Source organism: Alishewanella sp. d11 (assembly GCF_049390205.1).
In the GTDB taxonomy this organism is placed as follows: Bacteria; Pseudomonadota; Gammaproteobacteria; order Enterobacterales; family Alteromonadaceae; genus Alishewanella.
The window spans coordinates 1,533,010-1,559,529 of sequence record NZ_CP186547.1 but is presented as its reverse complement, the minus strand read 5'-3'; the positions used below and the strand labels follow the sequence as shown (position 1 = coordinate 1,559,529).

Genomic DNA, 26,520 nt, shown 5'->3' with positions numbered 1-26,520 from the left:
CCATAGTTGCAACCGCTTTTTGTTGCAAAACAAGGCAACTTAAGTATACTTGCGGCAGTTTTTTTGCCTTGATTAAAAGGCAAATTGTGAAACTGGAGTTGTAATGCAACCAGAACCGCAACAAATTAGACTTGCTGCTTACAAGCTAGTCCTTTTTCAATGTGTTGTTGCGGCTTTAGCGGCTGTTTATTTTGCACTGACCAGTGATGCGCTCGCTGCTTTATCAGCCATAAAAGGTGGTATTATTGCAGCTGTAACAAATTTAGTTTTTGCGTTGATTGCCTTTAGCAAATTTGCACTAAGCAACGCACAACAAGCAAAGATGGCCTTGGTAAAAGGGCATTTGTTTAAACTTATATTAACCATTGTCTTGTTTGTCATTGTATTAAAACAAGAGGTTGCTGCCAGTGCCTTTATCATTGGCTTTAGCTTAGCAACCATGGCGCAATGGGCCGCCGCAGTTTTTTTTAAACATTAAAATTAGGATGAAAAATGGCTGATAGCAACATTTCCGTCCAGGGGTATATTAACCACCACCTTAGTGATTTAACTATCGGTGAAGGCTTTTGGGCCGTCAACGTTGGTTCATTAGGATGGTCAATTATCCTGGGTTCGATATTTATTATTTCATTCGCTTGGGTTGGCCGTCGTGCTACTGCAGGTGTACCTGGTAAATTCCAATGTTTGGTAGAGATGATCGTTGAGTTCGTCGGTAAAAACGTTAAGGAAACCTTTCATGTAAAAGATAAGTTAATTGCACCTATCGCATTAACTATCTTTATGTGGATATTCTTAATGAACCTGATGAAACTTGTACCAGTAGATTGGTTTCCAGTTGTCGCGGGTTTCTTTGGTGTGATGTTTTACACTCCGGGTTTACCTGAATATGCTGCTGATTTTAGCTTTTTAGAGCAGATCATGGCACATAAATGGAGCTATATGAAAATTGCTCCAACGACAGATGTGAATATCACCTTAGGTTTAGCTTTAGGCGTATTTATTTTAATCCTTGGTTACTCAATCTATTACAAAGGCTTAGGTGGTTTTGCCAAAGAATTATCTTTTACGCCATTTAATCACTGGTCGTTAATTCCTTTTAACTTAGTATTAGAGTTAGTAACCTTATTGGCTAAGCCAATTTCATTAGGTTTACGTTTGTTCGGGAACCTTTATGCTGGTGAAGTTGTTTTCTTATTAATTGCCTTGGTTGGTTTAGCTCAGTTACCGCTTCACTTCGTTTGGGCTGTGTTCCATATCTTAGTTATCGTATTGCAAGCCTTAATTTTTATGATGCTAACAATCGTTTACCTGAGCATGGCTGCTGAAAAGCATTAATAATTTTTGTTTTAACCTTTAACATTAAACTTGGAGATACAACATGACAATTGAAATCGCAACCCTGTTCGCTGTAGCCATTATCGTGTCAACTGCTGCCATCGGTACTGCAATTGGCTTCGCCTTAATGGGTGGCCGCTTTTTGGAAGCATCTGCTCGTCAACCAGAGATGGCTCCACAATTACAAACTAAAATGTTCATCCTTGCTGGTCTAATCGATGCGATCTCTATGATTGGCGTTGCTGTTGCCTTATTACTGTTATTCGCAAACCCGTTCGTAGGTTAATTTGAGTCCCCAATAACGTAATTTTTAAGGAGGCTCGTTGTGGATATTAACGCAACCCTATTAGGTCAGTCGATTGCAATGGCCGTATTTGTGTGGTTTACACTGAAATTTGTGTGGCCACCAATCAATGCAGCGATTGAAGAGCGCCAGAAAAAAATAGCAGATGGTTTAGCCGCGACTGATCGTGCAGAAAAAGATCTGCACTTAGCGCAAGATAAAGCTAAAGATTATCTGCGTGAGGCAAAAGAACAAGCTTCTGCCATTATTGAGCAAGCGCGTAAGCGTGAAAGCAAAATGATTGATGAAGCGGTTGCCAAAGCCAATGCTGAGCGCGAGCAAATTCTTGAACAAGCTCGTGCTGAAGTTGAAGCAGACCGTAGCCGTTTACGTGAAGAATTACGTAAACAAGTTGCCTCTCTGGCGGTAGCAGGTGCTGAACGCATTCTGCAACGCGAAATTGATGACGCTGCTCATAGCGACATTTTGGAAAAATTGGTTCAGGAATTGTAATAGGAGCGGGCTATGTCTGACATGACGAATATTGCTCGTCCTTATGCAAAGGCGGCCTTTGAGTATGCTGTTGAACAGAATGCTCTGGCTGCCTGGCAACAAATGTTAGCCTTTGCAGCGGAAGTGGCAAATGACGTTAACATGATTGCCTTCTTGCGTAGCAACACTACCGCAACAGCTCAAGCTGAACTTATGAAGCAGATTTGTGGTGAGTACTTAGACAGTGCTGCCCACAATCTGATTCATGTAATGGCTGAAAATCAGAGATTGCTCGCTTTGCCAGCAGTGTTTGCAAAATTCACTGAACTGAAAAGTGAATATGAGCGTGAAGCTGTTGTAGAAGTCACGTCTGGCACTGAATTGAATGCAGCGCAACAAGAAAAGCTTGTTGCGGCGTTGTCTAAACGCCTTGATCGCAAAGTTAAATTGCTTTGCAGTGTAGATGCTTCAGTCGTGAGCGGTATGTTAATTAAAGCCGGTGACATGGTTATTGATGGTACGGTCCGAGGTAAATTGGATCGTCTTGTTACCGCGCTACAGTCCTAATTGGGGAATAGAGTATGCAACTGAATTCCACTGAAATATCCGAACTGATCAAACAACGTATTGCTCAGTTTGATGTGGTCAGCGAAGCTCGTAATGAAGGTACTATCGTTCAGGTAACTGACGGTATCATTCGTATCAATGGCCTAGCAGACTGTATGCAAGGCGAAATGATTGAGCTTCCTGGCAGCCGTTATGCAATCGCACTGAATTTAGAGCGTAACTCAGTAGGTGCGGTAGTCATGGGTCCGTATGCGGACTTAACGGAAGGCACCAAAGTTAAAAGTACTGGCCGTATCCTTGAAGTACCAGTAGGCCCAGGCCTGTTAGGTCGGGTAGTTAATACCTTAGGCGCACCTATTGATGGTAAAGGTCCGGTAGAAGCTGCTGGTTTCGAGCCAGTTGAAAAAATTGCCCCTGGTGTAATCGACCGTCAATCGGTAGATCAGCCAATGCAAACCGGTTACAAATCTGTTGATGCAATGATTCCAATCGGCCGTGGCCAACGTGAATTATTAATCGGTGACCGTCAGACCGGTAAAACGGCACTGGCTATCGATGCCATCATCAACCAGAAAGGTACAGGCGTTAAGTGCGTATACGTAGCCATTGGCCAAAAAGCCTCTACTATTGCTAACGTAGTACGTAAACTGGAAGAGCATGGTGCTTTAGCCCACACTATCGTGGTTGTGGCATCAGCGTCTGAAGCGGCTGCTTTACAGTTCTTAGCACCGTACTCTGGTTGTACTATGGGTGAATACTTCCGTGACAACGGTGAAGATGCACTGATCGTATACGATGATTTGTCAAAGCAAGCTGTTGCTTACCGTCAAATCTCGTTATTGTTACGTCGTCCACCAGGTCGTGAAGCTTACCCAGGTGACGTATTCTATTTACACTCTCGTTTGTTAGAGCGTGCATCTCGTGTAAATGCTGACTATGTTGAGCGTTACACTAAAGGTGCGGTAACAGGTAAAACCGGTTCGTTAACCGCTTTACCAATTATCGAAACGCAAGCGGGTGACGTTTCAGCATTCGTACCAACCAACGTAATTTCGATTACCGATGGTCAGATCTTCTTAGAAACTGACTTATTTAACGCCGGTATCCGTCCTGCGGTTAACGCCGGTATTTCGGTATCGCGGGTTGGTGGTGCAGCACAAACGAAAATCATTAAAAAGCTGGGTGGTGGTATCCGTTTAGCTTTAGCACAGTACTCAGAATTAGCGGCGTTCGCGCAGTTTGCTTCTGACCTTGACGATGCGACTCGCGCTCAGTTAGAGCACGGTCAAAAAGTTACTGAGCTGATGAAACAGTTACAATATAGCCCAATGTCAGTAGCCGAGATGGGTATCTCTATTTTCGCTATTGAAAAAGGTTTTATGAAAGATGTAGACGTAGCCAAAATCCTAGATTTTGAAGCCGGCTTAATTTCTTACATGAAAGCTGAACACGCTGAGCTGATGGCTGATATCGACAAAACCGGTAACTACAACGATCAAATCGAGTCTACGTTTAAAGCCGCTATTGAGAAATTCAAGGCAACGCAGACCTGGTAAGCAATGCGGGTGGCTTAGCCACCCCATTCGTTGAATAAATCGGAGATACAGTCATGGCCGGTGGTAAAGAGATAAAAAGTAAGATTGGGAGTATTAATAATACTCGCAAGATCACCAGTGCTATGGAAAAAGTTGCGGTTAGTAAGATGCGCAAAGCGCAAGACCGCGTGGCTGCAACTCGCCCATACGCTGAAGGTATGCGCAAAGTGATCGGTAACGTTGCTAATGGTAACCTGGAATACCGCCATCCCTATTTAGTGGAGCGTGAGGTAAAACGGGTTGGCTATATTGTCATCTCTACCGACCGTGGTCTTTGCGGTGGCCTGAATACCAATGAATTTAAGAAAGTTGCTGTTGATCTAAAGCGTTGGAATGACCAAGGCGTAACAACTGAATTTGCCGTTATCGGCAATAAAGCGACTGCCTTCTTTAAGCGTTTCGGCGGTAAAGTTGTGGCAGCCCAAGCTGGTTCAGGTGACGTACCAAGGTTAGCTGACGTGATTGGTTCGGTAAAAGTTATGCTTAATGCATTTGATGAAGGCCGAATTGATCGCTTATTTTTAGTGTATAACAAATTTGTTAACACTATGAAGCAAGAACCAGTGATCGAGCAATTGTTACCTTTACCTAAAACAGACCTCGCGAAGCGTAAGCATAACTGGGACTACATATATGAACCCGATCCACAACCTATCCTAGATATGTTGATGAATCGCTATATGGAATCTCAAGTTTTCCAAGGTGTTGTCGAAAATTTAGCGAGCGAACAAGCAGCCCGTATGGTTGCAATGAAAGCCGCCACCGATAACGCAGGAAACCTGATGGATGAACTGAAGTTGGTTTACAACAAAGCGCGTCAGGCTGCTATTACCCAAGAACTGAGCGAAATAGTCGCGGGTGCCGCAGCGGTAGGCTAAGGTTTTAAGTTTTGCAAAATTGAGGAAACATCATGAGTCAAGGTAAGGTCGTCCAAATCATTGGCGCCGTTGTGGATATCGATTTTCCACAAGATGCGGTACCTGGTATCTATGACGCGTTAAACGTTACCGACGGCGATCTGGCTGGTTTAGTGCTGGAAGTACAGCAGCAGCTAGGTGGCGGTACAGTACGTGCTATCGCAATGGGCACTACAGACGGTTTACGTCGTGGTACCTTAGTTGGAAATTCTGGTAAAGCCATTCAGGTTCCTGTTGGTAAAGCGACCTTAGGTCGTATTATGGACGTATTAGGTAACCCGATTGACGAAGCTGGTCCTATCGGTGAAGAAGAGCGTTGGTCAATTCACCGCGCTGCCCCTTCATACGAAGATCAAGCAGCTTCAAATGCGCTGTTAGAAACTGGTATTAAAGTTATCGACTTAGTTTGCCCCTTCGCGAAAGGCGGTAAAGTAGGTCTGTTCGGTGGTGCCGGTGTAGGTAAAACCGTAAACATGATGGAACTGATCCGGAACATCGCGATCGAGCACAGCGGTTACTCTGTATTCGCCGGTGTAGGTGAGCGTACCCGTGAAGGTAACGACTTCTATCACGAAATGAAAGACTCTAACGTACTAGATAAAGTATCGTTAGTTTACGGTCAGATGAACGAGCCACCAGGTAACCGTTTACGCGTAGCGTTAACCGGCTTAACTATGGCAGAAAAATTCCGTGACGAAGGCCGTGACGTTCTGTTTTTCGTCGATAACATTTACCGTTATACCTTAGCAGGTACTGAAGTATCAGCACTATTAGGTCGTATGCCATCAGCAGTAGGTTATCAGCCAACGCTAGCCGAAGAGATGGGTGTACTGCAAGAGCGTATTACGTCAACTAAGACAGGTTCAATCACCTCTATCCAAGCGGTATACGTACCAGCGGATGACTTAACTGACCCGTCTCCAGCGACTACCTTCTCGCACTTAGATGCAACGGTAGTACTGAGCCGTAATATCGCGTCTTTAGGTATTTACCCAGCAATCGATCCATTGGATTCTACTTCTCGTCAGTTAGATCCACAGGTCATCGGTAAAGAGCACTACGAAGTAGCGCGTGGCGTACAAACTGTACTGCAGCGTTACAAAGAGCTTAAAGATATTATCGCCATTCTGGGTATGGATGAACTGTCTGATGAAGACCGTACTACCGTATACCGTGCGCGTAAAATTCAGCGCTTCTTATCGCAGCCGTTCTTCGTTGCTGAAGTATTTACCGGTTCACCGGGTAAATATGTACCGCTGAAAGAAACTATCCGTGGTTTTAAAGGCATTTTGGCGGGTGAATACGATCATATGCCAGAGCAAGCGTTTTACATGGTTGGTTCTATCGACGAAGCGATCGAAAAAGCGAAGAAACTATAAGTTCAGGCTTTAGGAGAGCGACATGGCGATGACAGTGCAACTGGATGTAGTAAGTGCCGAAGAAAAAATCTTCTCCGGCCTTGTCGAATCCGTGCAGGTCACAGGCAGTGAAGGCGAGTTAGGGTTTTTACCCTTTCACGCCCCCTTACTGACCACCCTGAAACCTGGCATGGTCCGTATCGTAAAACAGTTTGGCGAAGAGCACTTAATTTATGTAGCTGGTGGTGTAATTGAAGTACAACCAGATGCAATAACGGTACTCTCAGACGTTGCGGTACGTGGCGAAGACTTAGATGAGCAAGCTGCTTTAGATGCCCAAAAACAGGCAGAAGAAGCCATGCAGCATGCCAGCGCTGACTTTAATTACGCCGAAGCTGCAGCACAATTGGCCGAGGCCATTGCCCAGCTGCGTATTATTCAGAAAATGCGCAAGAAGTAAGTTTACGTACTTTAAAAAGCCACCTGCGGGTGGCTTTTTTATTGGTAACAGTACTTAACCCTACCTGCACCTGCATTTATCCGCAGCAGCTGCCACATTCATATCTTACTTAGCATCCGCGCGGGTTTTTGCGTCATGAAAAAGAGCTTTATTTATCATTAAAACAGCTTATTTATCCAAGATAAGATTTAGATAATAAATTAAACCTAATAAAATCAATTATTTATACTCATGATGTTACCGATAAATTGCTAAGTGTTCGATAAGCGACACTTACATTGCCTGCGGTTATAGTTTGGTGGTCTGCGACGAGAAGCGCAGCACAGTTCGGACTTAACTATAAAATAAGATGCAGGGATACTCCATGAACAAGCATGTCCTCTCACGAATTTATCAAGCAAGTGCAGTATTGCCGCTACTGCTAAGTACCTCGTTACTGGCGGCAGACAAGGTCAATGCGGCCAATAGCCCCATTAACACGCTACCTGCTAAGGTGCAGCTTACACCTTGTTACGCAACCAACTTACCAGAACGTTTGCTCTGCGGCAGCTTGCAGCAACCCCTTGCTAAAGGGACTGAGTCAGCAAAAGAAACCATCAGCATTCACTTTGCGATTATTCCTGCCATCAAACCGCTATACCCAACAGAAGCGGTACTAGCTTTTGCTGGCGGCCCTGGGCAGTCTGCCTTTGATGCCGCAGCGGTCTTTGCTAATGCCTTACGCTATGCCAGAGAGAGCCGCGATATTTTATTGGTGGATCAGCGCGGTACCGGTAAATCTGGCTTATTACAATGCGCAGGTATGGATTTAGTCACGCAATTTGCGTTTGATGAAAGCACCGAAGATATGTTGGCACTGGCAAAAACGGATACTGAAGCCTGTCAGCAACAGTTACAGGTTGATTTGAGTCATTACACCACTGTGGCGGCGGCCAGCGACTTTGAAGCGGTCAGATTGGCATTGGGATATCAAAAGTTACATCTGTATGGTGGCTCTTATGGCACACGGATGGCACAAGAATATATGCGGCAATACCCTGATGCTGTGGTAACCGCTACGCTGGATGGTGTTGTGCCTTTTAGTCAGAGTTTTGGCGCTTTGGGTGCTGCATCTGACGCTTCGCTGGATGCCTTGTATACGTATTGTGAGGCTTCAACAGTATGTAACCAGCGTTACCCAGCTGCTCGGCAACAGTTACAGCAGCTTAGCCAACAATTATTGCAAGCACCGATCAAAACCAAGGTTCGTCACCCCCGCACTTTTGCACTTATTGATTTAACCTTAACCCATGCCAAATTGCTGCAAGCCATTCGTTTTGCGTTGTACAGCAATAGCAGCCGAGCGCTGTTACCCTATGCGATCGAACAAGCTTTAAATGGTGAGTACAGCCCGCTAGTAGGATTAATGCTGTCGCAGGATATCGCCCAAGATCTTTCGATAGGCGTCAATTTTGCAGTGGTTTGTGCCGAAGATGTGCCATTTTGGACGGCAGCAAGCCGTGCTGAATTTACGAAAAGTCCCTTAGGCCGCACTTGGATGGAAAGTGCCGAAGCCAGCTGTGCGGTATGGCAAGCATCTGCTGTAGCGGCAGACTTCATCAAGCCATTACAAACCGCTACACCCGTATTATTACTTTCTGGCGGACTCGATCCAGTTACGCCACCCTCTTGGGCCGAGCTTGCTATGGCGAAGATGAGCAATGCTCGCCATTTAATCGCACCACATGCTACCCATATCGTCGCATCACAAAGTTGTGCGCCAAAACTAATTAGTCAGTTTATTGAAAAACAATCGGCAAGCGAATTGGATAGCGGTTGTTTAGAGCTGGAGCTGCGTAAACCCTTTATCACTAACGCCAATGGTGCGGCGCAGTTAACCGTGGATCAGGAGTAACACATGATAACCGTAAATGATTTATATAAAACTATTGGCCAAGTTAAAGCACTGAATGGCCTGAGCTTTCAGGCTGAAAATGGCACTATCACGGGGTTGCTTGGGCCTAACGGAGCCGGTAAAACCACCTGTTTACGTACCTTGTTGGGATTACTGAAGGCCGACAGTGGTAATGCTAGCATCGATGGTTACGATATTGCGCGACAAACATTACAAGCACGCCAGCAAATAGGGCTGTTTCCCGATCCTTTTGGCTTATATGAGCGACTGACACCGCGTGAATATGTGCAGTTCTTTGCTGAGTTAAACGGTATGTCGACCCAAGCCGCGCGTGTTGCTACCGCGGAAGTATTGCAACAACTGCGAATGGAAGAGATTGCCGATCGACGCTGCCAAGGTTTTTCGCAGGGGCAACGGATGAAAACTGCCTTGGCTCAGGCCATAGTGCATAAGCCAACCAATATTGTGTTGGATGAACCGACTAGAGGTTTGGATGTGATGAGCACCCGAGTGCTGCGCGAGCTGTTATTGACATTAAAACAGCAGGGGCATTGTGTGCTGTTTTCTAGCCATGTGATGCAAGAGGTTGCCGCTTTGTGCGATCAAGTGGTGGTTATGGCAAAAGGGCGGGTGGTAGCGCAAGGCTCACCGGCAGAATTATGTGAGCGTACAGGTAAAACTAGCCTCGAAGACGCTTTTATCACTTTAATTGGAACGGATGAAGGGATTGCAGCATGATCAGATTATTTAACACCTTATTTCGCAGAGAATTGTTGGATGCCAGCCGTGATAAACGTTCTGTTATGGCCGGTCTTTACTATGCGCTGGGTACGCCGCTCCTGATGTGCTTTTTATTTTCCGTGTTACTGAAGCAATTGAGCTCTAAAGACGAGTTACTGATTACTATTGATAACGCTGATGCAGCACCTGCCTTGGTCCAATATTTAGCGAATAAAGATATCCGCCACGGTGAAGGACCTGAGGTTAAAGCCATTCGCTTACAGGTTAACGACGATTTTCAACAGCAAATGCAACAAGGGCGGCCTGCGGTGGTAACAATTGATACCGATCGCTCAGACGATCGTTTGCAATCTGCCGTTCGCCGTTTGGAACGCACGCTGGGCCAGTACAGTAATGAAGTGGCTAATTTACGTTTGCTGGCGCGGGGTATTGATCCTAATTTACTACAAGCGGTGGATATCCAAATCCAAGATCAAGCAACACCGGATTCGCGTGGTGGCATGTTTTTAGGTGTGGCGACCTTGTCGATAATCTTAACACTATTCTATGCCGCAATGAATTTAGCGATTGATACCAGTGCCGGCGAGCGTGAGCGTAATTCGTTAACCCTGCTGTTAAGCCAACCGCTGAGTAGTTTTCAGTTAGTCTTAGCGAAGATTGCTGCAATCAGTTGCTTCTCGATGCTGGCGTTAGTGTTGATCCTGCTGGTCTCTAAATTTGCTTATGGCATGGTGCCCTGGCAGCAACTGGGCTTTAGCATTAGCCTTAATCCAGATTTTATGTTGTTTGCGTTTGTGGTCGGCTTGCCGCTAGCGTTAATGTCGGCCAGCTTACAGGTGTTGGTGTCTTTTATGGCCAAATCCTTTAAAGAAGCGCAAACTTACGTCACTATGGTGCTGTTAGTGCCACTGATGCTGAGTATGGTAACAACTTACAACATTGCTGATCAGTACGTACAGTGGTTACCGATAGCGGCTCAGCAACAGGCAATGATAGCCTTCCTAAAAGGGACTACTATTGCTTGGCCTCAGTTAATGGCTGCCAGCGCAATCACCTTACTGATCTTTGCGCTTTGTAGCTATGTTAGCAGCCGAATGCTGAAAAGCGAGAAAGTCGTATTTAGTTTGTAATAGCAAAGCGCCCGGTGATTGCCGGGCGCGTTGAAAGCATCTCTGCGGTATTAATGTTCTTGATCTCTGTTTATACTGGCTACTATTCTTTATCGGCCTTTTGATTAGCTATAGGCTGCCATTCAATATATTCCAACGCCATTTCCGGTGGTTGAAATACTGAAACATAAACTTCATCTGGATTATGCGGATTAAGGTATAAACTCATAAATTGCATAGGAAATTGTGCTTCAACTATTTGAGGGTTGTCCAGATTTGTCAGCGATTGCTGGCGCAAATGGCCCATAAAGCTAAAACTAAATAAGGAATCACCCCCAAGCAGATTTTGCTGATAAAGCGTACCTGGATTTAATTCTGGTCGCAGCTGATCGGCTCTGCCACCATCGATATAACGATAAAGCTGGCCATCACGCACATAGTGCAGCTTGCCATGTTGATCATATTGCGGCTGTGCGCCAGCAATTTGGGTAAGTTGTTGCAGGTTACCACTGAGTAAATCTAGCTGCCAAAGATTCTGACTGTCTTGCTGAATTCGCGTGACGATTACGCCACTACTATCGGCCAACCAGAGCGTATGCCCTATATCGTGACTTTGGGTTTTTTGTAGTAGTTGCTTCAACTGCAAATCATAAAGAAACACATTGCCTTCGCGAACAATTGCAATATAGCGTCCATTTGGCGACCAGCTTAAACTGCCAATCGGCAGTTCACTACCTGTAAACTCCGTGACAACATAATGCCGCTCGCCATCAGCTAACCACAGCTGCCAATTACCATTCCAGTTGGCGGTAAAGGCTTGCTGTTGCGGATTGGTAGGGTGAAAAATTAGCTCATGAGTACTGCCCGCTGCGTCAGAGAAAGGTTGCACCTGCGTTTTTTCGGGTTCAAATGGGTGACTGATGCGAATTAGCTGGATCCCACCTTGCAGCGCAGAGCCAAAAGACAGTGGCGAGATAATAGCTTGTTGCTCGCTTAGCAAGGATATTTCACCGACCTGCAAATCATCAGGTAGCATTATTGGCGTTAGCGACTTACTGCCGATGTCTAATTTAAGCAGGGCATTCGAAGCGGGTAGCAATAAATAGTCGCCCTTAGTCGACCACTCCAATCCCATAAATATCATAGGGTCGGTTAATGCTAGCAGCCGTTGATGCTGGCGCTCGGCAATAGAATAGAGGTAAATTTCCGGCTGATTAGACTCCGGCATCATAATATAAGCCAGCTGTTGGCCGTCAGGAGATAACGCCAGCATCGCTAGGCCAAAACCTGAAGTTGGGGCTGTGGCTAATAGTTGTATATGCCCAGTTTGCAGGTTTTCTGCAACAAGCGCTGAGGGCGTGAGTAAACCATTACTGGATTGCGCACGAAATAAGGTTTGGCCATCCTTGCTTAATTGAGCTGGGCTGATATTTAAATGTTGGCAAGTACTAACTAACTCGGCTGGCCCAGCCGGAAAGGTTGCAAAGTTATAACGTTCAAAACTGCAACGAGAACCGTCTTTACTTAATTTTTGTACTAACAAAATCTGGCTTTGTGGCTGCCAGGTATGGGCGAAAATTAACTTATCCGCTTCCTCAATAATCATTTCTTGCGGCGCACTACCCAGGTGATTTAATTGTTTGCGCACTATGGTGCGCACATGATTATCCGGTAGGGTATGGCTATATGCTAAAAAGGCTTTGTCTGGCGACAGTAACGGTCGTGATTCGATACCTTTAAACCAGGTAACTTTTTGGCGATTTAGCAGTGTGAGGCTAGATGGCGCTGGATTGGGCTCGGTCGCTACTGTGCTGGTTGTTGGGACTTCGTTATGTGGCACTAAAAACCAAAAATAGCTGATGATCAGCAAAATCGGAATCAATGCCAGCAAAGCGTAAAAACGCTTTTTATCTGCTTTTTTGCTGTATAGAGGTGCTGTAGCAGGCGTTGATTTCGGTTCAGTCATCGCAGGTTGCGGGCTAACCGCGTCAATATTGGGTGTTGTTTGTGCATTGCGAACACCTTGAATTGGGTCCAGCTGTAAACTATAGCCTTTACGATGATGGGTTTTAATGGGGGAGATCGGTAGCTCTGGATGTTGCAGCACCTTACGTAGCTCTGAAATCGCCCGGTTAATGGCATTATCATCCACATAGCTTTGTTGCCAAATGGCTTCCACCAATTCTTGCCGGTTAATGATCCGCCGCGGGTTATTGGCAAAAAACACCAGTAATTTAAAAAGCAGCGGTTCTAGCTCGACGCGTTGTTGTGGATTACTCAAGCTGTAATCCGTCAAGCCAAGCTGCCAAGGCCCCAAATGTATAATATCCATACCCACACATTCGCTGTTAAAAACGGGTTACAACTTTAATGCAATTGTGACGCTGCGACTAGCCCATTCTCAATTTAAACCTTACCTCTCTTAGATAATAACTTTATAAGATTTAATTTAATCAAATAAAAACAATTATTTAAGCTCGTTTTTGTTAGCAATCTATTGCTTAGCTTTCGATAAGCGACATTAGCAGTGATGCCGACTAAAGTTGCGCTATCAACGCGACAAGCCAACAGTAAGGCTGACGTTAAAACCCCATACATCATGCAAAAATGTTAAAGAGGAATCGAAAAATGAAAGCAGCTAAAAAGGTCATACAAGGATTATTTGCAGTAAGCAGTTTGTTTACATGTAGCGTAGCAATGGCAGATGTCACTGTTGCTGAGGAACAACCTCGAGTTGAAATACCAAAACAAATCGTAACTGTTGAGCATAGCTTAAATCTTGAAGTGCTTAGATTGCAATTAACGGAGGAATTACAGCAGCAAGTACAGATCAATATACAACATCAGTTACAGACCTTAATCACGGAGTTGGCCGCTTCAGTGAAAAATGTAGCTACTCGCTAAATCACTTACTCGAACGTTAATGAAGATAAAGGGTTTTGATATGACATTAAAAGCGATTTTTAATAGAAAAAGGGCATTGCTAATGCTGGCTGCGGCCATGTTTTCATCAGCCGTATGGGCAGAAACGTCACTTTGGAAAATAAGCAAAGGGGATGATTACCTGTATCTTGGTGGGACAGTACACTTTTTACCTGAGTCCGCTTTGCCATTACCAGCTGAGTTTGAGAAAGCCTATCAAGCTACAGATACCTTAGTGTTAGAGACCACCTTACCTGACCCAACAGATACGGCTTTACAAGCGTTGCTGATGCAGGCCATGACTTATCAAGATGATCGCCGGCTTTCAACGGTGCTCTCCGCAGAGGTTTATCAGCAAGTTGCGAGCTATTTTGCACCTTATGGGCTGCAGTTACAGCAATTGGATAGCTTTAAACCCGGTTTTATAGTTATGCAAATGCTGGGCATTGAATTAATGAAAGCAAACATGGCAGGTGATGGCGTAGACGCTTACTTTGATAAAAAAGCGCAGGCTGATGCAAAACCGCGGGCCTATTTGGAAAGCGTTGATAGTCAAATTCAGTTGCTCGCCAATATGGGCGAAGGCTACGAAGACGCCTTTATTAGGCTGAATTTGCAGCAATTTAGTAACTTTAACACTTACTTCGAGGCCACCCTGACTGCTTGGCGCGCTGGCGATATGCAAACACTCAATGCGTTAATGGTACAACCTATGCGTGATATGGACCCGATACTCTATCAGGCCTTATTGGTGGTGAGAAATCAAAACTGGTTACCGCAGATCCAGCAAATGTTCGGTAATACCGAAAAAGAGCTGGTGTTAGTTGGGGCTGGGCATCTTGCCGGTGAGCATAGTGTCTTAGCCTTACTTGAACAGGCTGGATACCAGGTTCAGCAATTAACACATGACGAGAAATAATTATAAAAATTCAATTTGTTTTTATTTTCAATAATTTAGGTTTTGGTGTTGTTGGTTATAACTCGGTTATAACCAATGTCTTAACTTTATCATCATAAAGTCACCTAGGTGTTATCGCCTAGTTCACAGCAAAACATTAACTTTCTTCCAATGCTACTGCTGCATTATTTGGGGAGGCCATACGTGAAACTTACAAGAGAGATGATCTGTTCTTGCGCTTGGGCTGCCATTTGCTTTGGTGGTTGGTTAGCTCTGCATTGGTACACAATTACACTTATTCAATTCTAGCCAGCTCCGTTTTATAGAAATGCATAAATTTAACGGAATACAACAAAATGAAGAATAAACTAATTTTAAACACCATTACTTTGGCCATGTTAAGTAGCGGTATTGCTTTACAACTCAGCGGCTGTGGTTCATTACCCCCTAGCGCAGCATTGCAACAAAAAGTCACAACCGCGATTCAGGTTAGCCCAAATGACCAGCGCCAATACCAGCATATCCGGCTTGCTAACCAGTTAGATGTGGTACTGGTATCTGATCCTAGCGCAGAAAAATCATCAGCGGCATTAAGTGTTGATGTGGGCTGGCTGAATGATCCAAAAGAACAGCAAGGTTTAGCGCACTTTTTAGAGCACATGCTGTTTATGGGTACAGCGCGTTTCCCTGATCCGGATGGTTATGGCAACTTTATGCGTCAGCATGGAGGTACGATGAATGCGTTTACCAATCAGCTGACCAATTACATGTTTGAAATCAATCACAGTCATTACGAGGAAGCCTTAGATCGTTTTGCTGACTTCTTTAAAGCACCGCTGTTATTACCCGATTATGTGGAAAAAGAACGGCATGCGGTGCATTCAGAATGGTCAATGATGCAAAATCAGGATGGTTGGGCGCAGCTAGCCCTGTCAGCACAACTATTAGGCGCGCATCCGGCTAATCAATTTTGGATTGGTAATGTAGACACCTTAAGTGATAAAGAGGGTAGCAAGTTACATGACGAGCTAGTCGCCTTTTATCAACGTTATTATTCAGCAAATCGGATGAAACTGGTGCTGATTAGCTCAGACCCTTTACCGCAAATGCAGTTAATGGCACAGCGTTATTTTGCTGATATCGAAAATAAGCAGTTAGACACACCAAGGCCTAAGGTGCAGCTTGATTTTACCAAGCGGCAGCCACAACGAGTGCACTATGTCCCCAATTCTGAGATGCAGCTGTTAAAGTTAGCCTTTACCATTGATAACAATATTGACGACTTTGCCAGTAAGCCAAATACCTATTTAGCGCATTTACTTAGCTCTGATATGCCGGGTACGCCAGCACAGCAACTCAAAGCTATGGGCCTTTTGGATATGTTGGCGGTAGATTACGATCCTAAATTTTATGGCAATTATGGTCAGTTAAATATTAGAGCTGTATTAACCGAAGCGGGTATGCAGCAGCGCGAAGCGATCACCGCGATTTTAATGCAATATATCGCCTTGATCCGTGAGCAAGGCGTTGATGAGAAGTACTATCAAGAGATCCGCACCTCGCTACAAAACCAGTTTAATTTCTTAGAAAAAACCACAGGCTTTAACTATGCTGCAAATTTAAGTGCGGCTATGCAGTATTACCCTATACCGTCAGTCGTCAGTGCGCCTTTTCAGTATGATAAATTTGACGCCCCTGCTATCCAGAACTTACTTGGTCAGTTAGTGCCAGAGCGCTTAACCGTATGGCATATCAGCCAGCGTGAACCAGCAACAGAAAGCCTGCAGTACTTTAGTGGTAAATACGCGGTCACCGAGATTAACCAACAAGAGCTAACTGCCTGGCAACAGCCGTTAATTCCGCTGGCATTACCCCAGCTTAACCGCTTTCAGCCAGAGAGTTTTGCCTTAAAACACAGTGCCTATACCAAGCCAACCCAGATTTATAAGCAGGATGCGGTAGAAGCTTGGCTAATGGGCAGCAGCCAGTTTGCTGATCAGCCGCGTGGTCAGTTATTAATGCAGTGGCATCAACCTAGCGCCAAGCAAACCGCAAAAGACGCGGTGCTGCACGGCTTATGGCAATTGGCCTTTTTATTAAACCATCAGGCGTTATGGCAAGAGGCCAGTGCCGCTGGCATGCAAATCCAGCCAGAAGCCGATGAATATGATTTGGTATTAAAGTTAACGGGTTTTACCGATAAGCAAGCTGCTTTAGTAAGCCAAATTGCTGAGATTATCGCTAAGCCATTGACTGCGCAGCAATTTAGCCAAAATATGGACTTACTGCAGCGCAGTTTACGCTCTGTCGAGCAGATGATGCAGTTCCAACAAGCGAGTGAATTATTAAAAGCAACCTTATTCACTGGTCGTTTTGAATTAGCGGATGTGCTTGCGGCCTCACAGCAGGTAACGTTAGACGAGTTAAACACCTATATTCAACATACCCTAACGCAAAGCCAGTTACGCCTGCTGGCGCAAGGCAATTATAACGAAGCCGATGTTACGGCTATCGCAAAAGCCTTAGCGGGTACTGCCGGTAGCAACAGAGATTATCAGGTGTTTAGCAGCTGGCAACCTCAGCCAGGGCAGCGTTTATCCGTTATGCGTACAAATTCTCAAGCAGATAGCACCGTTTTTCGGTTACAGGTGTTGCCTAAGGGTGATTACGCAGGTAAAGCGGCCGCTAAGGTGTTATCTGGCCATTTACACCAAGTCTTTTTTAACCAGCTACGCACCGAAGAGCAATTAGGTTATGTGGTCCAGGCTATGGATATGCCTCTTAATGAGCACGCAGGCTTAATGTTGGTGATTCAAAGCCCGGCGCTGTCAGCACAGCAACTGCAGCTGCGAGTAGATAGTTTCTTACAGCAGTATGCGCAGCAACTGGCGGCACTTAGCGAAGAGGGCTTTGCCCAGCTAAAACAAGCTCAGTTGCTGGAGTTACAGCGTGCCCCTGCTAATTTAGATGAGGAGTTTAACGCAAGCAGCAGTGATTGGCTGCGTAATCGGTTGAGCTTTAACAATAAGCAACAGCTTATTGCCGCGGTACAAGCACTAACCCTAGCTGATATGCAGCAGTTCTATCAGCAAGCCGTATTATCCGAGCAAGCCGCAGCACTGCAAGTTGTGTTAAAAGGACAGGCGAATACAGAAGAGTTCAAGCCTTTACCCGGTTTTAACTCAGTGGCTAATTTAGTTGAAATAAGATAACTTTTTGCAAAGATTTCTAAAGAGATAGCAATTTTGCTGGGGGATTAAAATGTTTGGTAATTTATTTTTCCTGATTATTGGTTTGATAAGCCTTTTTTTGGGGATAAAAGATAAAGACTTTATATTGATAGGCTTTGGATTAATCAGCATTCTGTCTGCCATATCGTTATTTTATTACGTTAAAACAGGTAAGGTATTTGCTTGGAAAGATAAAAAGTAATTAAGCAAAGGCTAAAAATAATTAAAGCCCCTTTTGGGGCTTTTTTATGCTCTCATTGGAAATTGTGGATTGAGGTGATCACAGGATTCTGATAAATACTAGTTTTTGTTTAACGCCTATCCAGGTATTGAAAATCATGTCGTGAGATATTTTTTTAAGTAAACAAATCGGAGATGTTAACGCTATTCAGTTTTAAGCATGACATAGTGCTAATTTGCAAAAGGTGCTGTAAGCGAGTCATATGGTGCATTTGCTCTATCGTTTAATGTACTGATTTATTTGGTTATGGCAAGGTTATAACAAGGTTGTATTACTTTGTCACGCAAAAGTCTCATTCATGTTATCGTTTCATTTCTACTTTTTGCCTAAGCTGGTGTTTCATTCTTGAAATGCCATAGGAGGCAATTATGACATCGTCGCTCCCCACAACATCTACAAACATAGTACCGCTAGCCTTGCTTTGCTGTCAGCTTCGAGTCACTGCAGAGCTATCGGGCGCATCGTGGAAATAATATTGGTAAACAAAATGGTTAACTTTTTAAATTGACCAGTATTGATGAGGAAGCAATATGAAAACTGTAAAAGGCAATTTTGCCTCTATTTTATTGGCAAGCTTGTTAAGTATGCTGCTGGTAACGACTGCTGTAGCAGAGCAAGCTAAGACTGAAACACTGAGCCTAGAAGCGTTTGCCATGATGCCAATGATTAGAGCGGTATCGGTATCACCAGATGGCCAGCAAGTTGCCATTGTGCGTGCTACGACAAAAGAAGGCGATTACATTATTGAGATCCGCCAAACGCAAAATTTGGCTGCGACTCCCGTTACCCTCGGAGCTGACAGAATGCTGGTCTCTACGGTGAGTTGGCTTAATAATGAACGAATTTTAGTGTCATTTCGGCAGCTATATCAGCGTAGAGCAGAAAAGTATTGGGTAAATAAAATCGCCATTACGGATGCCGACGGTAAAGGTCGTTGGTTAGATCCGAGCCAAGATAACCCCACAGCGAATTTTCGGCTGATTGATTTATTGCTAAATAACCCTAATGAAATTTTGGTGGAGTCGGCTGGCAATGTATTGCGCTATAACATTTATAATGGCCGTTCGGTGACCATAGCAAGGGGCAGTGATCGTGGTGTTCAAGGCAATTTTGACACAGATTTTGACGGCGAAATTCGAATTGCCGAGGGATTTAATGCCGCTGACAACGCACTTGAAGTTTATGCTAGATTGAAAGGCGACAACAACTGGCAAAGAATTAAACAAATTTCACCCTCAAAACGAGAGAGTTATACGATTTTAGGTTTTTCTAATGAAAATCCAAATGAGCTATACGTTAATGCCAATTTAGGCAAAAACACCACTGGTATTTATCTTTATAATTTGCAAACTAAGGCGTATTCCGAGCGTTTATTTGGTTTAGAAAGTGTGGATACAGATGGTCTTCTTTTTGATCGTAAAGGTAATTTGCTAGCTGTTAGTTACACCGATAGTAAGCCGCAGCTGTATTTCACTGATGATGCCGAACAGGCGTTATATCAATCAATACAAGCATTGTTTCAGGATAAGCATATTCAACTGACCAGTCGTTCACTAAATGATGGTGCTATCGTTATCCAAACCTCCTCAGCGTTTGATCCTGGCACCTTTTACTTACTCCTAGATAAAACAACCTTACTGAAAATTGGTGAGAAGCTTCCATTGTTAACACCGGAACATCTGTCAGAGGTTCGTTATATCAATTATGAAGCACGAGATGGTCGCACCATTTACGCATATCTTACTATTCCTAAAGGTACGGGGCCTCACCCAACTATCGTTATGCCACATGGCGGACCTTGGGTTCGGGATACTGTGATTTTTGATGAATGGGCTCAGTTGTTGGCTCACCATGGCTACCTTGTTATTCAACCTAACTACCGCGGTTCAACAGGCTATGGTTTAGATCATTGGATGGCCGGTGATAATAACTGGGGATTGACTATGCAAGATGATCTTGATGATGCCGCTTTGTATCTGGTTAGTGCGGGCTTAGCAGATAAAAATAAACTCGCTATGTTTGGTTGGAGTTATGGCGGCTATGCAGCTTTTGTGGCATCAATGCGAGACAACAACATTTACCAATGTGCTATTGCCGGTGCTGGGCTAAGCGATTTAAATCGCTGGAATGCAACCATAAATGAAAATCCGTTTTTAGCTCGATTACAAAGGCCCACCATCACTGGTGTTGCCTTACCAAGACAGCAAACTGAAAAAGTTAATATTCCTATCCTAGTCGTGCATCCGAGTATCGATAGTCGAGTTCCGGTTGAGCACAGTCGCATGTTTGTTAGAGGTCTAGAGCAGCATAACAAAGTGCACAAGTATGTTGAGCTAGAAGATGCGGATCACTTTTATGATACGCTATTCTATAGTCATAAAATGACATTTTACTCAACGTTATTGGACTGGTTAGGCTCCAACTGTAATATGCACTAAGATTAGCTAGGCTGGTAGTTGACGAAGCGCTGCTTAATTAATAAGCAGCGCATTGATGACCCGCGGAAGCATTAAGAAAACCAGTTAAATCGTAGTCATTCCATCTGTCGTTTATTCAGGTAGAATAATGCCATTACGTCAATAGGAAGCAAGGTTATGGCATTAAATGTAGTGATTTTAGCCGCCGGTAAAGGCACACGGATGAAATCGGACTTACCTAAGGTATTGCACAAAGTGGCCGAGCGGCCAATGGTGCAGCATGTGATTGATACTGCCCGGGCGCTTGGCGCCGACAAGCCGCAACTGGTTTATGGCTATGGCGCAGAAGCGTTAAAAACTGCTATGGGTGAGCAGCCATTGCATTGGGTATTACAGGCGGAACAATTAGGCACCGGCCATGCTGTAGCGCAAGCCATTCCGAATATCGCTGACGAAGATACCGTATTAGTGCTATATGGCGATGTGCCGTTAACTCGGCTGGAAACCCTGCAGCAACTGTTAGCCGTTAAGCCGATTAATGGTTTAGCCATTCTTACCGTCAATTTGCCAAACCCAACCGGTTATGGCCGTATTATGCGGGAAAACGGCAAAGTAACAGGCATTGTCGAGCAAAAAGATGCCACGCCAGAACAGCTGAAAATTCAGGAAGTAAATAGCGGTATTATGGCGCTACCGGGTAAACAGCTGAAAAGCTGGCTAGGCCGGTTATCAAATAGCAATGCCCAAGGCGAATATTATCTGACCGACGTAATTGCGATGGCGCATAGCGAGGGTGTAGAGATTGCCACTGCCCAACCGCAAAACCCGATGGAAGTTGAAGGCGCCAATAACCGCGTGCAGTTAGCCGCCTTAGAGCGTGCCTATCAGCAGCGAAAAGCCGAAGAACTGATGCTGGCTGGCGCTAACCTACGCGATCCGGCGCGCATTGATGTGCGCGGTACCGTTGCAGTCGGCAATGACGTAATGATCGATATTAACGTAATTTTCGAAGGCAAAGTAGTGCTGGGTAAAGGCGTGACCATTGGTGCTAACTGTATTCTGAAAGACTGCACTATTGGCGATAACACCGAAGTTAAACCCAACTCGATGATTGAACAAGCCACTGTGGGCAGTGACTGTTCGGTTGGCCCTTATGCTCGTTTGCGGCCAGACAGCGTCATGCTGGATGATAGCCATGTCGGCAACTTTGTTGAGATGAAAAAAACCACGCTGGGCAAAGGCTCTAAAGCCAACCATCTGACTTACTTAGGCGATGCGGTAATCGGCGACAAAGTCAATGTCGGCGCCGGTACCATTACCTGTAACTATGATGGCGCCAATAAATTTGTGACGACCATTAAAGATGGTGCCTTTATCGGCTCCAACAGCTCACTGGTCGCGCCGGTCACAGTAGGTGTGAATGCCACTGTTGGTGCCGGCTCAGTACTTACCCGCGATGCAGGTGACGGCGAGCTTGTGGTTGCCCGTGCTAAGCAGCGGCATATCGACGGCTGGCAGCGGCCGGTGAAAATCAAGAAATAATATTGTTATGAACCCCACCAAGTCGTGGGGTTAATTTTATGTTGCTTTATGGGTTCTAGTTAACGCAAGATACTTATTAATCATGAACATCAAGATAGATTTAAATGAAGAAATCAATTAACTGGGAAAAATACACCGCACTAAGCTCGATGCTGGTGGCGGTATTAGCCTTGGCCATCTCGATCTGGCAGAGCTATAGTATACAGCAGCACAATAAATTGTCGCTTAGGCCTTATTTGGAATCTGAATTTAACACTTCTTTAGAGGGCGGCTGGCAACTTTATATTAATAACCAGGGACTGGGGCCGGCTCAGGTGACGGATGTAAAATACATAGCTGATGGCACGATATATCGGGATAGGGATGCGTTTCTAATTGCACTGGGTGAGGATCCAGATTGTTATGTTAAGGGAAATGTAGGTCGCTTTTATAAAGTGTCAGATAGGCAGATAGTTTTTAGTACTTTGAATAACACTTGTCGCAAAACGGAAGCTGAGTTGATGGCATTGCTAAGCCGGATGCAAATCATCCTCGATTATCAATCTTTATACGGCGAGACATATCAATTGTTAATTGGACAACACTGAGTAATAAGCGGAGACAATGGTTTGTATCTAAAACCGCTGTATCCGCCATTTTTACTTACCGGCGCCGAGCCTGCTTGGCTGCCTGCCATTCGGCTTGGGTGATGGGGCTGGTGGCAATAGTGGTCAAGTCTTGCTGCTGATAAGCGGCTTTACGTGCCGCGACCTGCTGCATAATAGCAGTAAGTTCCGCCTCTGAGCGGCGATTCCAATCAACAATTTCGTTGATATGCCGATAGCAACCAACGCACACTTTGTGCTCGTCGAGTTTACAGCAGGCAACGCAGGGGGATTCAATCATACTGAGCATTTTTCCTGACGATAAGCGCCATCATCTTACCATAGTATTTGGCGAGAGGCGGCTTAGAGGTTAAACCGCCTTGGCCAGTTAACGCTGATCAAGGTTAACCCTGATCCGCTTTAACTTTTATCAACTGTTACTCTTATCAACTAAAATAGCGATAGCGCCGTCGCCGGTAACATTACAGGCGGTACCAAAGCTATCTTGCGCCATATAAAGCGCAATCATCAGTGCAATAGCGCCTTCGCCAAAGCCTAGCATCGTACTCAGTAAGCCAACGGCTGACATCACTGCACCACCCGGTACACCCGGGGCCGCCAGCATCACTACGCCAAGTGTGAGGATAAAGGGTAGTATGGTAAACAGCGACGGAATTTCTAGGTTGCTTTGCATCATCATTACCGCTACGGCACAAGCTACAATGGTAATAGTTGAGCCAGCTAAGTGCGTGGTGGCACATAGTGGCACAGCGAAGTTGGCGACATCTTCACTGACACCATTATTTTTATTGGCTTGCAGCGATACTGGAATGGTGGCCGCACTCGACATGGTACCCAGCGCAGTAAAATAGGCTGGCAGCATATTTTTAATCAGGCTAAAGGGTGATTTACCGGCTTTTAGACCTGCAGGAATAAAGAGGGCGATAATCCATAACCAGTGCAGCACTATTGCCATTACCAACACGATGCCAAAGGTTTTTAAGGTCACAAAAACACTGCCGGCAACGGCCATTTCGGCAAAAACACCAGCAATATATAGTGGTAACAACGGAATAATGATTTTGGTCAGTAATAACTGAATAATATCGCGGCCTTGATCAGAAAGCTGTTTTAGCGAGGTCGCCTGAGTGCTGGCAATCCCTAAACCAAAAATAAAGGCCAGCGCCAGCGCGGTCATCACATTAAATACCGGTGGGATATTGAGCATAATATAAGGTTTTAGGGTGGTACCTGCGGTGCTGGCTAAATCAGCAGCAGCCGGTGCTAGCATCGGGATAATCAGTGCTGCAATTAAAAACGCAAAGGTACCCGCCGCAATAGTCGATAAATAGGCGATACCCAAGGTGCGGCCTAATAATTTGCCGGAATTACGCGGCAGGGCGGCGATACCGCTGGTAATAAAAAACAAAATAAGCAGCGGAATAGTGAAAAACAGCAGCTGCCCAAATAAGGCTTTAAAGGTGATTAGGATTTGCGTTAACCAATGCGGTGCGTAAAGTCCCAACAGCATGCCAAGTACGATACCGGCAATTAATTTTAAAATTAATAACATAGTCTTTTCTCATTATTCTTTATACCCTGTTTTACTGTGTTAACCTTTAGTCAACCAGTAAATGATCAGGTACCCATTGCGCACCTCGGTGAGAGCAAGGCGCTACCCAATTTAGCCGCTAAGCTTAACACAACTTAGCGCCAAGTCAGGTCTCTATTCGGGGGCTAATTTAGGCGGCTGAACGCATACTTGCTTGGTGTGGCCGTTAGCGAATAATTTCAGCTTGCGGTAAATGCTGCTGCAGCCAAGTTTTAACGGCCGGTAATTGTTCGGCGGGAAAACGCATAGCGGTAGCCCGATACACATTAAAGGGGAAATCGATAAAGGCATAGTCTTTATCAAGCTGATCGAGAGCAACGGTTTTAATATCAGCAAGTTTTAATTGGCGTTGTTTCACGTGAAGCATATCTTGCTCAATTTTTAGTTCTGCCATCACATCTGGCACAAACTCTTGCTCATAACGTTGTTGTGGAATAACGCCTAGATATAACGCTTGTAAAGCAACATTGAGAGCCAATAAGCCAATAATCACTTCATGTTGTTTAAAGTAATAGATAGCGATAAGACAAAACAATAACGTGATTGCTAAACGCCAAGGCTGTGCTTTACATACAGCATAGATTTTTTGATACCACATCCTTTTAGTTCTACTCATCTAAGGTATTCTCTAACACTTCTGTTAACGCTAATAATACCGTTTGTTTAGAAAGTTGCAACTGTTTGGCAGCAAGTGCTAGCTGCGTCAGCTGTGCAGAAAGTTGCGCTAATCTGGCTTGTTCGCTGTGTGCTTGTAAGCTTTGCTCGGCAATTGTCATCGGTTTACCGCGCTGGCGCGTCAGAATCCCTTCAGTTTCTAACAAGTTATAGGCTTTGGAGATGGTCATTGGGTTGACGGCATATTGCCCTGCTAGCTCGCGCACTGAAGGCAGCTCGTCACCGGCTTTAAGTTGCCCCCCAGCCACCATGCGTTTGATTTGCTCAGTAAGTTGTCGGTAGATCGGATCACCGCTATTGGGGTTAATACTAAACATGGCGCCGCCTGAAAAAGGTTGCTGCTTTGGTAAAATCGCGTTTTAGCCAAAACTTTTCCGCAAAATAGCGTAGAACAATGGTGATTAGCAGCATACTGCCAATAAGATAAAGTTGCGTGGTCGGGCTAGCTAATAGCAGTGTTTCCGGACCAAGCATGATAGTCAGCATCAAACACATGACAACGGTACCTAGGCTTTGCGGATAGCAAAGCGGCCAATAGGTAGATAGCAGCGCCACACTTAGCAGCATTAATGCACTTAACAGAAAATGCGGATTGCTTGGTTGCCAGCAATACAGCAGTAATAACAATGGCAGGCTTAATAGCATTAACTGCGTGAGGATTTGTCGTTCTAAAAAGCTAAATAAGGCATTACGGCTTTGCGGAATATACAACCAGGCACTTTTCACTTGACTTAAAGTGTTGTCTAAACTGTGAAGCCAATACACCAGTGGTATGGTAAACAGCGAATCATCTAGTAACTTCCAACCCAGTTTGGGAAACCAATGCCATTCCGCATAAAACCAAAAATAACTAAGGGTTTGTAACAGTGGAACCAGCGCGCAGGCACCGCAAAACACCAGCAAACGTGCAGCCGGCTTGGCATTAAACTGAAATAAGTAGCTGGCAGCTAATGATAATTGATGTTTTGGCTTACTGCGCAAACTTAAACGTGTTTGTTGCAATTCTTGCCCGGCATTTGGCTGTGGTCTTCGAATAATGGTGTTGCCAAGCATCATGGCGGCAAGGCTTGCTGCGATCAGCAAGCCTACTATCATCATGTCTGTTAGCAGCGGTTTTGCCAAATACTGCTGCAATTGGGTCATCCATAATGGGTTTAAAATAACTAGCCAAGTGAAAAATAGTTTTAATAGGTTATTAATGACTGATGCAGCCCTTAGCCAGAGGGCATGCAATACCAGATGGAAAGCAAGAGCGGTACCAAAAGCGGTGATATAACTTAGCTTATAGAAGTGTGCTATGCTTGGTAAAGTGAACAGACTTATGCTTAATACCAGCAGGTAGGGTAAGAGTTTAAGGTCTTGTTTGCTGTGAAATAGTTGGCCATAGCTACTACTGAGAAACTGTCCGATTGTAGGTAATAAGCCCAGATAATAATAAAGTAGCAATAGTACCGTAGCGATATTAAAGCTGTTAGGGCTGATAAAACCTAATAGCCAAAAAAAGGCAATAAATAGCCACCACACAAAGCTTAGTTCCAGCAGCGTCAATAAGCGGTAAAGCTTAATAAACAGCAATTTAGTGCTAGTAAACATAAGCAAACTCCAGCATCAGATCACTGTGTTTAGACAACACCAGTAATGCTAAAAA

24 protein-coding genes are annotated in these 26,520 nt (G+C 44.7%); 18 read left to right on the top strand and 6 right to left on the bottom strand.

Going from position 1 to position 26,520, the window contains the following annotated elements; translation table 11 throughout:
* Positions 1-103: 103 nt before the first annotated feature.
* From ACO1PK_RS06995 to ACO1PK_RS06940, 12 genes are all read left to right on the top strand, one after another.
* Complete coding sequence (locus ACO1PK_RS06995; protein ID WP_423187956.1) at positions 104-478, top strand: ATP synthase subunit I; 375 nt, start codon at positions 104-106, stop codon at positions 476-478.
* Between the two features lie 14 nt (positions 479-492).
* Positions 493-1,335: a F0F1 ATP synthase subunit A gene (gene atpB / locus ACO1PK_RS06990; protein WP_423187955.1), complete on the top strand. Its 843-nt coding sequence runs from the start codon at positions 493-495 to the stop codon at positions 1,333-1,335.
* A 43-nt stretch (positions 1,336-1,378) separates the two neighbouring features.
* A complete protein-coding gene (atpE, locus tag ACO1PK_RS06985; protein ID WP_423187954.1) occupies positions 1,379-1,621 on the top strand; it encodes a F0F1 ATP synthase subunit C in 243 nt (80 codons plus the stop codon).
* A 39-nt stretch (positions 1,622-1,660) separates the two neighbouring features.
* Positions 1,661-2,131, top strand: coding sequence for a F0F1 ATP synthase subunit B (gene atpF, locus ACO1PK_RS06980; protein WP_423187953.1), 471 nt, complete (start codon positions 1,661-1,663; stop codon positions 2,129-2,131).
* Between the two features lie 12 nt (positions 2,132-2,143).
* Entirely contained in the window at positions 2,144-2,677 is a 534-nt protein-coding gene (atpH, locus tag ACO1PK_RS06975; RefSeq protein WP_423187952.1) for a F0F1 ATP synthase subunit delta, read from the top strand.
* 14 nt (positions 2,678-2,691) lie between these two features.
* The gene (gene atpA, locus ACO1PK_RS06970) at positions 2,692-4,233 is read left to right on the top strand and encodes a F0F1 ATP synthase subunit alpha (protein ID WP_423187951.1); all 1,542 of its coding nucleotides are present in this window, start codon (positions 2,692-2,694) and stop codon (positions 4,231-4,233) included.
* 53 nt (positions 4,234-4,286) lie between these two features.
* Entirely contained in the window at positions 4,287-5,150 is an 864-nt protein-coding gene (gene atpG / locus ACO1PK_RS06965; protein WP_423187950.1) for a F0F1 ATP synthase subunit gamma, read from the top strand.
* Between the two features lie 32 nt (positions 5,151-5,182).
* Positions 5,183-6,568, top strand: a complete 1,386-nt coding sequence (atpD, locus tag ACO1PK_RS06960; protein WP_189429126.1) for a F0F1 ATP synthase subunit beta — start codon at positions 5,183-5,185, stop codon at positions 6,566-6,568.
* Between the two features lie 22 nt (positions 6,569-6,590).
* Positions 6,591-7,007 (top strand): F0F1 ATP synthase subunit epsilon, encoded by a 417-nt coding sequence (locus ACO1PK_RS06955; RefSeq protein WP_189483329.1) that lies wholly within the window; start codon positions 6,591-6,593, stop codon positions 7,005-7,007.
* A gap of 364 nt (positions 7,008-7,371) precedes the next feature.
* Complete coding sequence (locus ACO1PK_RS06950; RefSeq protein WP_423187949.1) at positions 7,372-8,901, top strand: alpha/beta fold hydrolase; 1,530 nt, start codon at positions 7,372-7,374, stop codon at positions 8,899-8,901.
* Positions 8,902-8,904: 3 nt separating this feature from the next.
* Positions 8,905-9,639 carry an ATP-binding cassette domain-containing protein gene (locus ACO1PK_RS06945; protein ID WP_423187948.1) on the top strand — a complete coding sequence of 245 codons (735 nt, stop codon included), beginning with the start codon at positions 8,905-8,907 and terminating at the stop codon, positions 9,637-9,639.
* Entirely contained in the window at positions 9,636-10,772 is a 1,137-nt protein-coding gene (locus tag ACO1PK_RS06940) for an ABC transporter permease (protein WP_423187947.1), read from the top strand. Before ACO1PK_RS06945 ends, ACO1PK_RS06940 begins: the two co-directional genes overlap by 4 nt.
* 82 nt (positions 10,773-10,854) lie before the next feature.
* Here ACO1PK_RS06940 and ACO1PK_RS06935 read toward each other — a convergent pair whose 3' ends face one another.
* Positions 10,855-13,083: a winged helix-turn-helix domain-containing protein gene (locus ACO1PK_RS06935; RefSeq protein ID WP_423187946.1), complete on the bottom strand. Its 2,229-nt coding sequence runs from the start codon at positions 13,081-13,083 to the stop codon at positions 10,855-10,857.
* A 296-nt stretch (positions 13,084-13,379) separates the two neighbouring features.
* On the opposite strand from ACO1PK_RS06935, the gene ACO1PK_RS06930 reads away from it, so the two are divergent.
* From ACO1PK_RS06930 to ACO1PK_RS06905, 6 genes are all read left to right on the top strand, one after another.
* On the top strand, positions 13,380-13,655 hold the full coding sequence (locus ACO1PK_RS06930; protein ID WP_423187945.1) for a hypothetical protein: 276 nt from the start codon (positions 13,380-13,382) through the stop codon (positions 13,653-13,655).
* A 40-nt stretch (positions 13,656-13,695) separates the two neighbouring features.
* A complete protein-coding gene (locus tag ACO1PK_RS06925) occupies positions 13,696-14,592 on the top strand; it encodes a TraB/GumN family protein (protein ID WP_423187944.1) in 897 nt (298 codons plus the stop codon).
* A 335-nt stretch (positions 14,593-14,927) separates the two neighbouring features.
* Complete coding sequence (locus ACO1PK_RS06920) at positions 14,928-17,783, top strand: insulinase family protein (RefSeq protein ID WP_423187943.1); 2,856 nt, start codon at positions 14,928-14,930, stop codon at positions 17,781-17,783.
* Between the two features lie 789 nt (positions 17,784-18,572).
* Positions 18,573-20,480 (top strand): alpha/beta hydrolase family protein, encoded by a 1,908-nt coding sequence (locus ACO1PK_RS06915; protein WP_423187942.1) that lies wholly within the window; start codon positions 18,573-18,575, stop codon positions 20,478-20,480.
* 156 nt (positions 20,481-20,636) lie between these two features.
* Positions 20,637-22,001: a bifunctional UDP-N-acetylglucosamine diphosphorylase/glucosamine-1-phosphate N-acetyltransferase GlmU gene (gene glmU, locus ACO1PK_RS06910; RefSeq protein WP_423187941.1), complete on the top strand. Its 1,365-nt coding sequence runs from the start codon at positions 20,637-20,639 to the stop codon at positions 21,999-22,001.
* Positions 22,002-22,105: 104 nt separating this feature from the next.
* Positions 22,106-22,588: a hypothetical protein gene (locus ACO1PK_RS06905; RefSeq protein WP_423187940.1), complete on the top strand. Its 483-nt coding sequence runs from the start codon at positions 22,106-22,108 to the stop codon at positions 22,586-22,588.
* Positions 22,589-22,643: 55 nt separating this feature from the next.
* Here ACO1PK_RS06905 and ACO1PK_RS06900 read toward each other — a convergent pair whose 3' ends face one another.
* The 5 genes from ACO1PK_RS06900 to ACO1PK_RS06880 form a co-directional block, all read right to left on the bottom strand.
* On the bottom strand, positions 22,644-22,886 hold the full coding sequence (locus ACO1PK_RS06900) for a DUF1289 domain-containing protein (RefSeq protein ID WP_423187939.1): 243 nt from the start codon (positions 22,884-22,886) through the stop codon (positions 22,644-22,646).
* 129 nt (positions 22,887-23,015) lie between these two features.
* Positions 23,016-24,158, bottom strand: a complete 1,143-nt coding sequence (locus ACO1PK_RS06895) for a dicarboxylate/amino acid:cation symporter (protein WP_423187938.1) — start codon at positions 24,156-24,158, stop codon at positions 23,016-23,018.
* A gap of 205 nt (positions 24,159-24,363) precedes the next feature.
* Positions 24,364-24,813 (bottom strand): hypothetical protein, encoded by a 450-nt coding sequence (locus ACO1PK_RS06890; protein WP_423187937.1) that lies wholly within the window; start codon positions 24,811-24,813, stop codon positions 24,364-24,366.
* Positions 24,806-25,189, bottom strand: coding sequence for a GntR family transcriptional regulator (locus tag ACO1PK_RS06885; RefSeq protein ID WP_423187936.1), 384 nt, complete (start codon positions 25,187-25,189; stop codon positions 24,806-24,808). Before ACO1PK_RS06885 ends, ACO1PK_RS06890 begins: the two co-directional genes overlap by 8 nt.
* Positions 25,182-26,465 (bottom strand): hypothetical protein, encoded by a 1,284-nt coding sequence (locus tag ACO1PK_RS06880; RefSeq protein WP_423187935.1) that lies wholly within the window; start codon positions 26,463-26,465, stop codon positions 25,182-25,184. Before ACO1PK_RS06880 ends, ACO1PK_RS06885 begins: the two co-directional genes overlap by 8 nt.
* Positions 26,466-26,520 lie beyond the last annotated feature (55 nt).

What these genes read in the sequence shown, in the direction of transcription:
- ACO1PK_RS06995 (WP_423187956.1), top strand. Translation starts at nt 104, where the DNA reads ATGCAACCAGAACCGCAACAAATTAGACTTGCTGCTTACAAGCTAGTC.
- atpB (WP_423187955.1), top strand. Translation starts at nt 493, where the DNA reads ATGGCTGATAGCAACATTTCCGTCCAGGGGTATATTAACCACCACCTT.
- atpE (WP_423187954.1), top strand. Translation starts at nt 1,379, where the DNA reads ATGACAATTGAAATCGCAACCCTGTTCGCTGTAGCCATTATCGTGTCA.
- atpH (WP_423187952.1), top strand. Translation starts at nt 2,144, where the DNA reads ATGTCTGACATGACGAATATTGCTCGTCCTTATGCAAAGGCGGCCTTT.
- atpA (WP_423187951.1), top strand. Translation starts at nt 2,692, where the DNA reads ATGCAACTGAATTCCACTGAAATATCCGAACTGATCAAACAACGTATT.
- atpG (WP_423187950.1), top strand. Translation starts at nt 4,287, where the DNA reads ATGGCCGGTGGTAAAGAGATAAAAAGTAAGATTGGGAGTATTAATAAT.
- atpD (WP_189429126.1), top strand. Translation starts at nt 5,183, where the DNA reads ATGAGTCAAGGTAAGGTCGTCCAAATCATTGGCGCCGTTGTGGATATC.
- ACO1PK_RS06955 (WP_189483329.1), top strand. Translation starts at nt 6,591, where the DNA reads ATGGCGATGACAGTGCAACTGGATGTAGTAAGTGCCGAAGAAAAAATC.
- ACO1PK_RS06950 (WP_423187949.1), top strand. Translation starts at nt 7,372, where the DNA reads ATGAACAAGCATGTCCTCTCACGAATTTATCAAGCAAGTGCAGTATTG.
- ACO1PK_RS06945 (WP_423187948.1), top strand. Translation starts at nt 8,905, where the DNA reads ATGATAACCGTAAATGATTTATATAAAACTATTGGCCAAGTTAAAGCA.
- ACO1PK_RS06940 (WP_423187947.1), top strand. Translation starts at nt 9,636, where the DNA reads ATGATCAGATTATTTAACACCTTATTTCGCAGAGAATTGTTGGATGCC.
- ACO1PK_RS06935 (WP_423187946.1), bottom strand. Translation starts at nt 13,083, where the DNA reads ATGGATATTATACATTTGGGGCCTTGGCAGCTTGGCTTGACGGATTAC.
- ACO1PK_RS06930 (WP_423187945.1), top strand. Translation starts at nt 13,380, where the DNA reads ATGAAAGCAGCTAAAAAGGTCATACAAGGATTATTTGCAGTAAGCAGT.
- ACO1PK_RS06925 (WP_423187944.1), top strand. Translation starts at nt 13,696, where the DNA reads ATGACATTAAAAGCGATTTTTAATAGAAAAAGGGCATTGCTAATGCTG.
- ACO1PK_RS06920 (WP_423187943.1), top strand. Translation starts at nt 14,928, where the DNA reads ATGAAGAATAAACTAATTTTAAACACCATTACTTTGGCCATGTTAAGT.
- ACO1PK_RS06915 (WP_423187942.1), top strand. Translation starts at nt 18,573, where the DNA reads ATGAAAACTGTAAAAGGCAATTTTGCCTCTATTTTATTGGCAAGCTTG.
- glmU (WP_423187941.1), top strand. Translation starts at nt 20,637, where the DNA reads ATGGCATTAAATGTAGTGATTTTAGCCGCCGGTAAAGGCACACGGATG.
- ACO1PK_RS06905 (WP_423187940.1), top strand. Translation starts at nt 22,106, where the DNA reads ATGAAGAAATCAATTAACTGGGAAAAATACACCGCACTAAGCTCGATG.
- ACO1PK_RS06900 (WP_423187939.1), bottom strand. Translation starts at nt 22,886, where the DNA reads ATGATTGAATCCCCCTGCGTTGCCTGCTGTAAACTCGACGAGCACAAA.
- ACO1PK_RS06895 (WP_423187938.1), bottom strand. Translation starts at nt 24,158, where the DNA reads ATGTTATTAATTTTAAAATTAATTGCCGGTATCGTACTTGGCATGCTG.
- ACO1PK_RS06890 (WP_423187937.1), bottom strand. Translation starts at nt 24,813, where the DNA reads ATGAGTAGAACTAAAAGGATGTGGTATCAAAAAATCTATGCTGTATGT.
- ACO1PK_RS06885 (WP_423187936.1), bottom strand. Translation starts at nt 25,189, where the DNA reads ATGTTTAGTATTAACCCCAATAGCGGTGATCCGATCTACCGACAACTT.
- ACO1PK_RS06880 (WP_423187935.1), bottom strand. Translation starts at nt 26,465, where the DNA reads ATGTTTACTAGCACTAAATTGCTGTTTATTAAGCTTTACCGCTTATTG.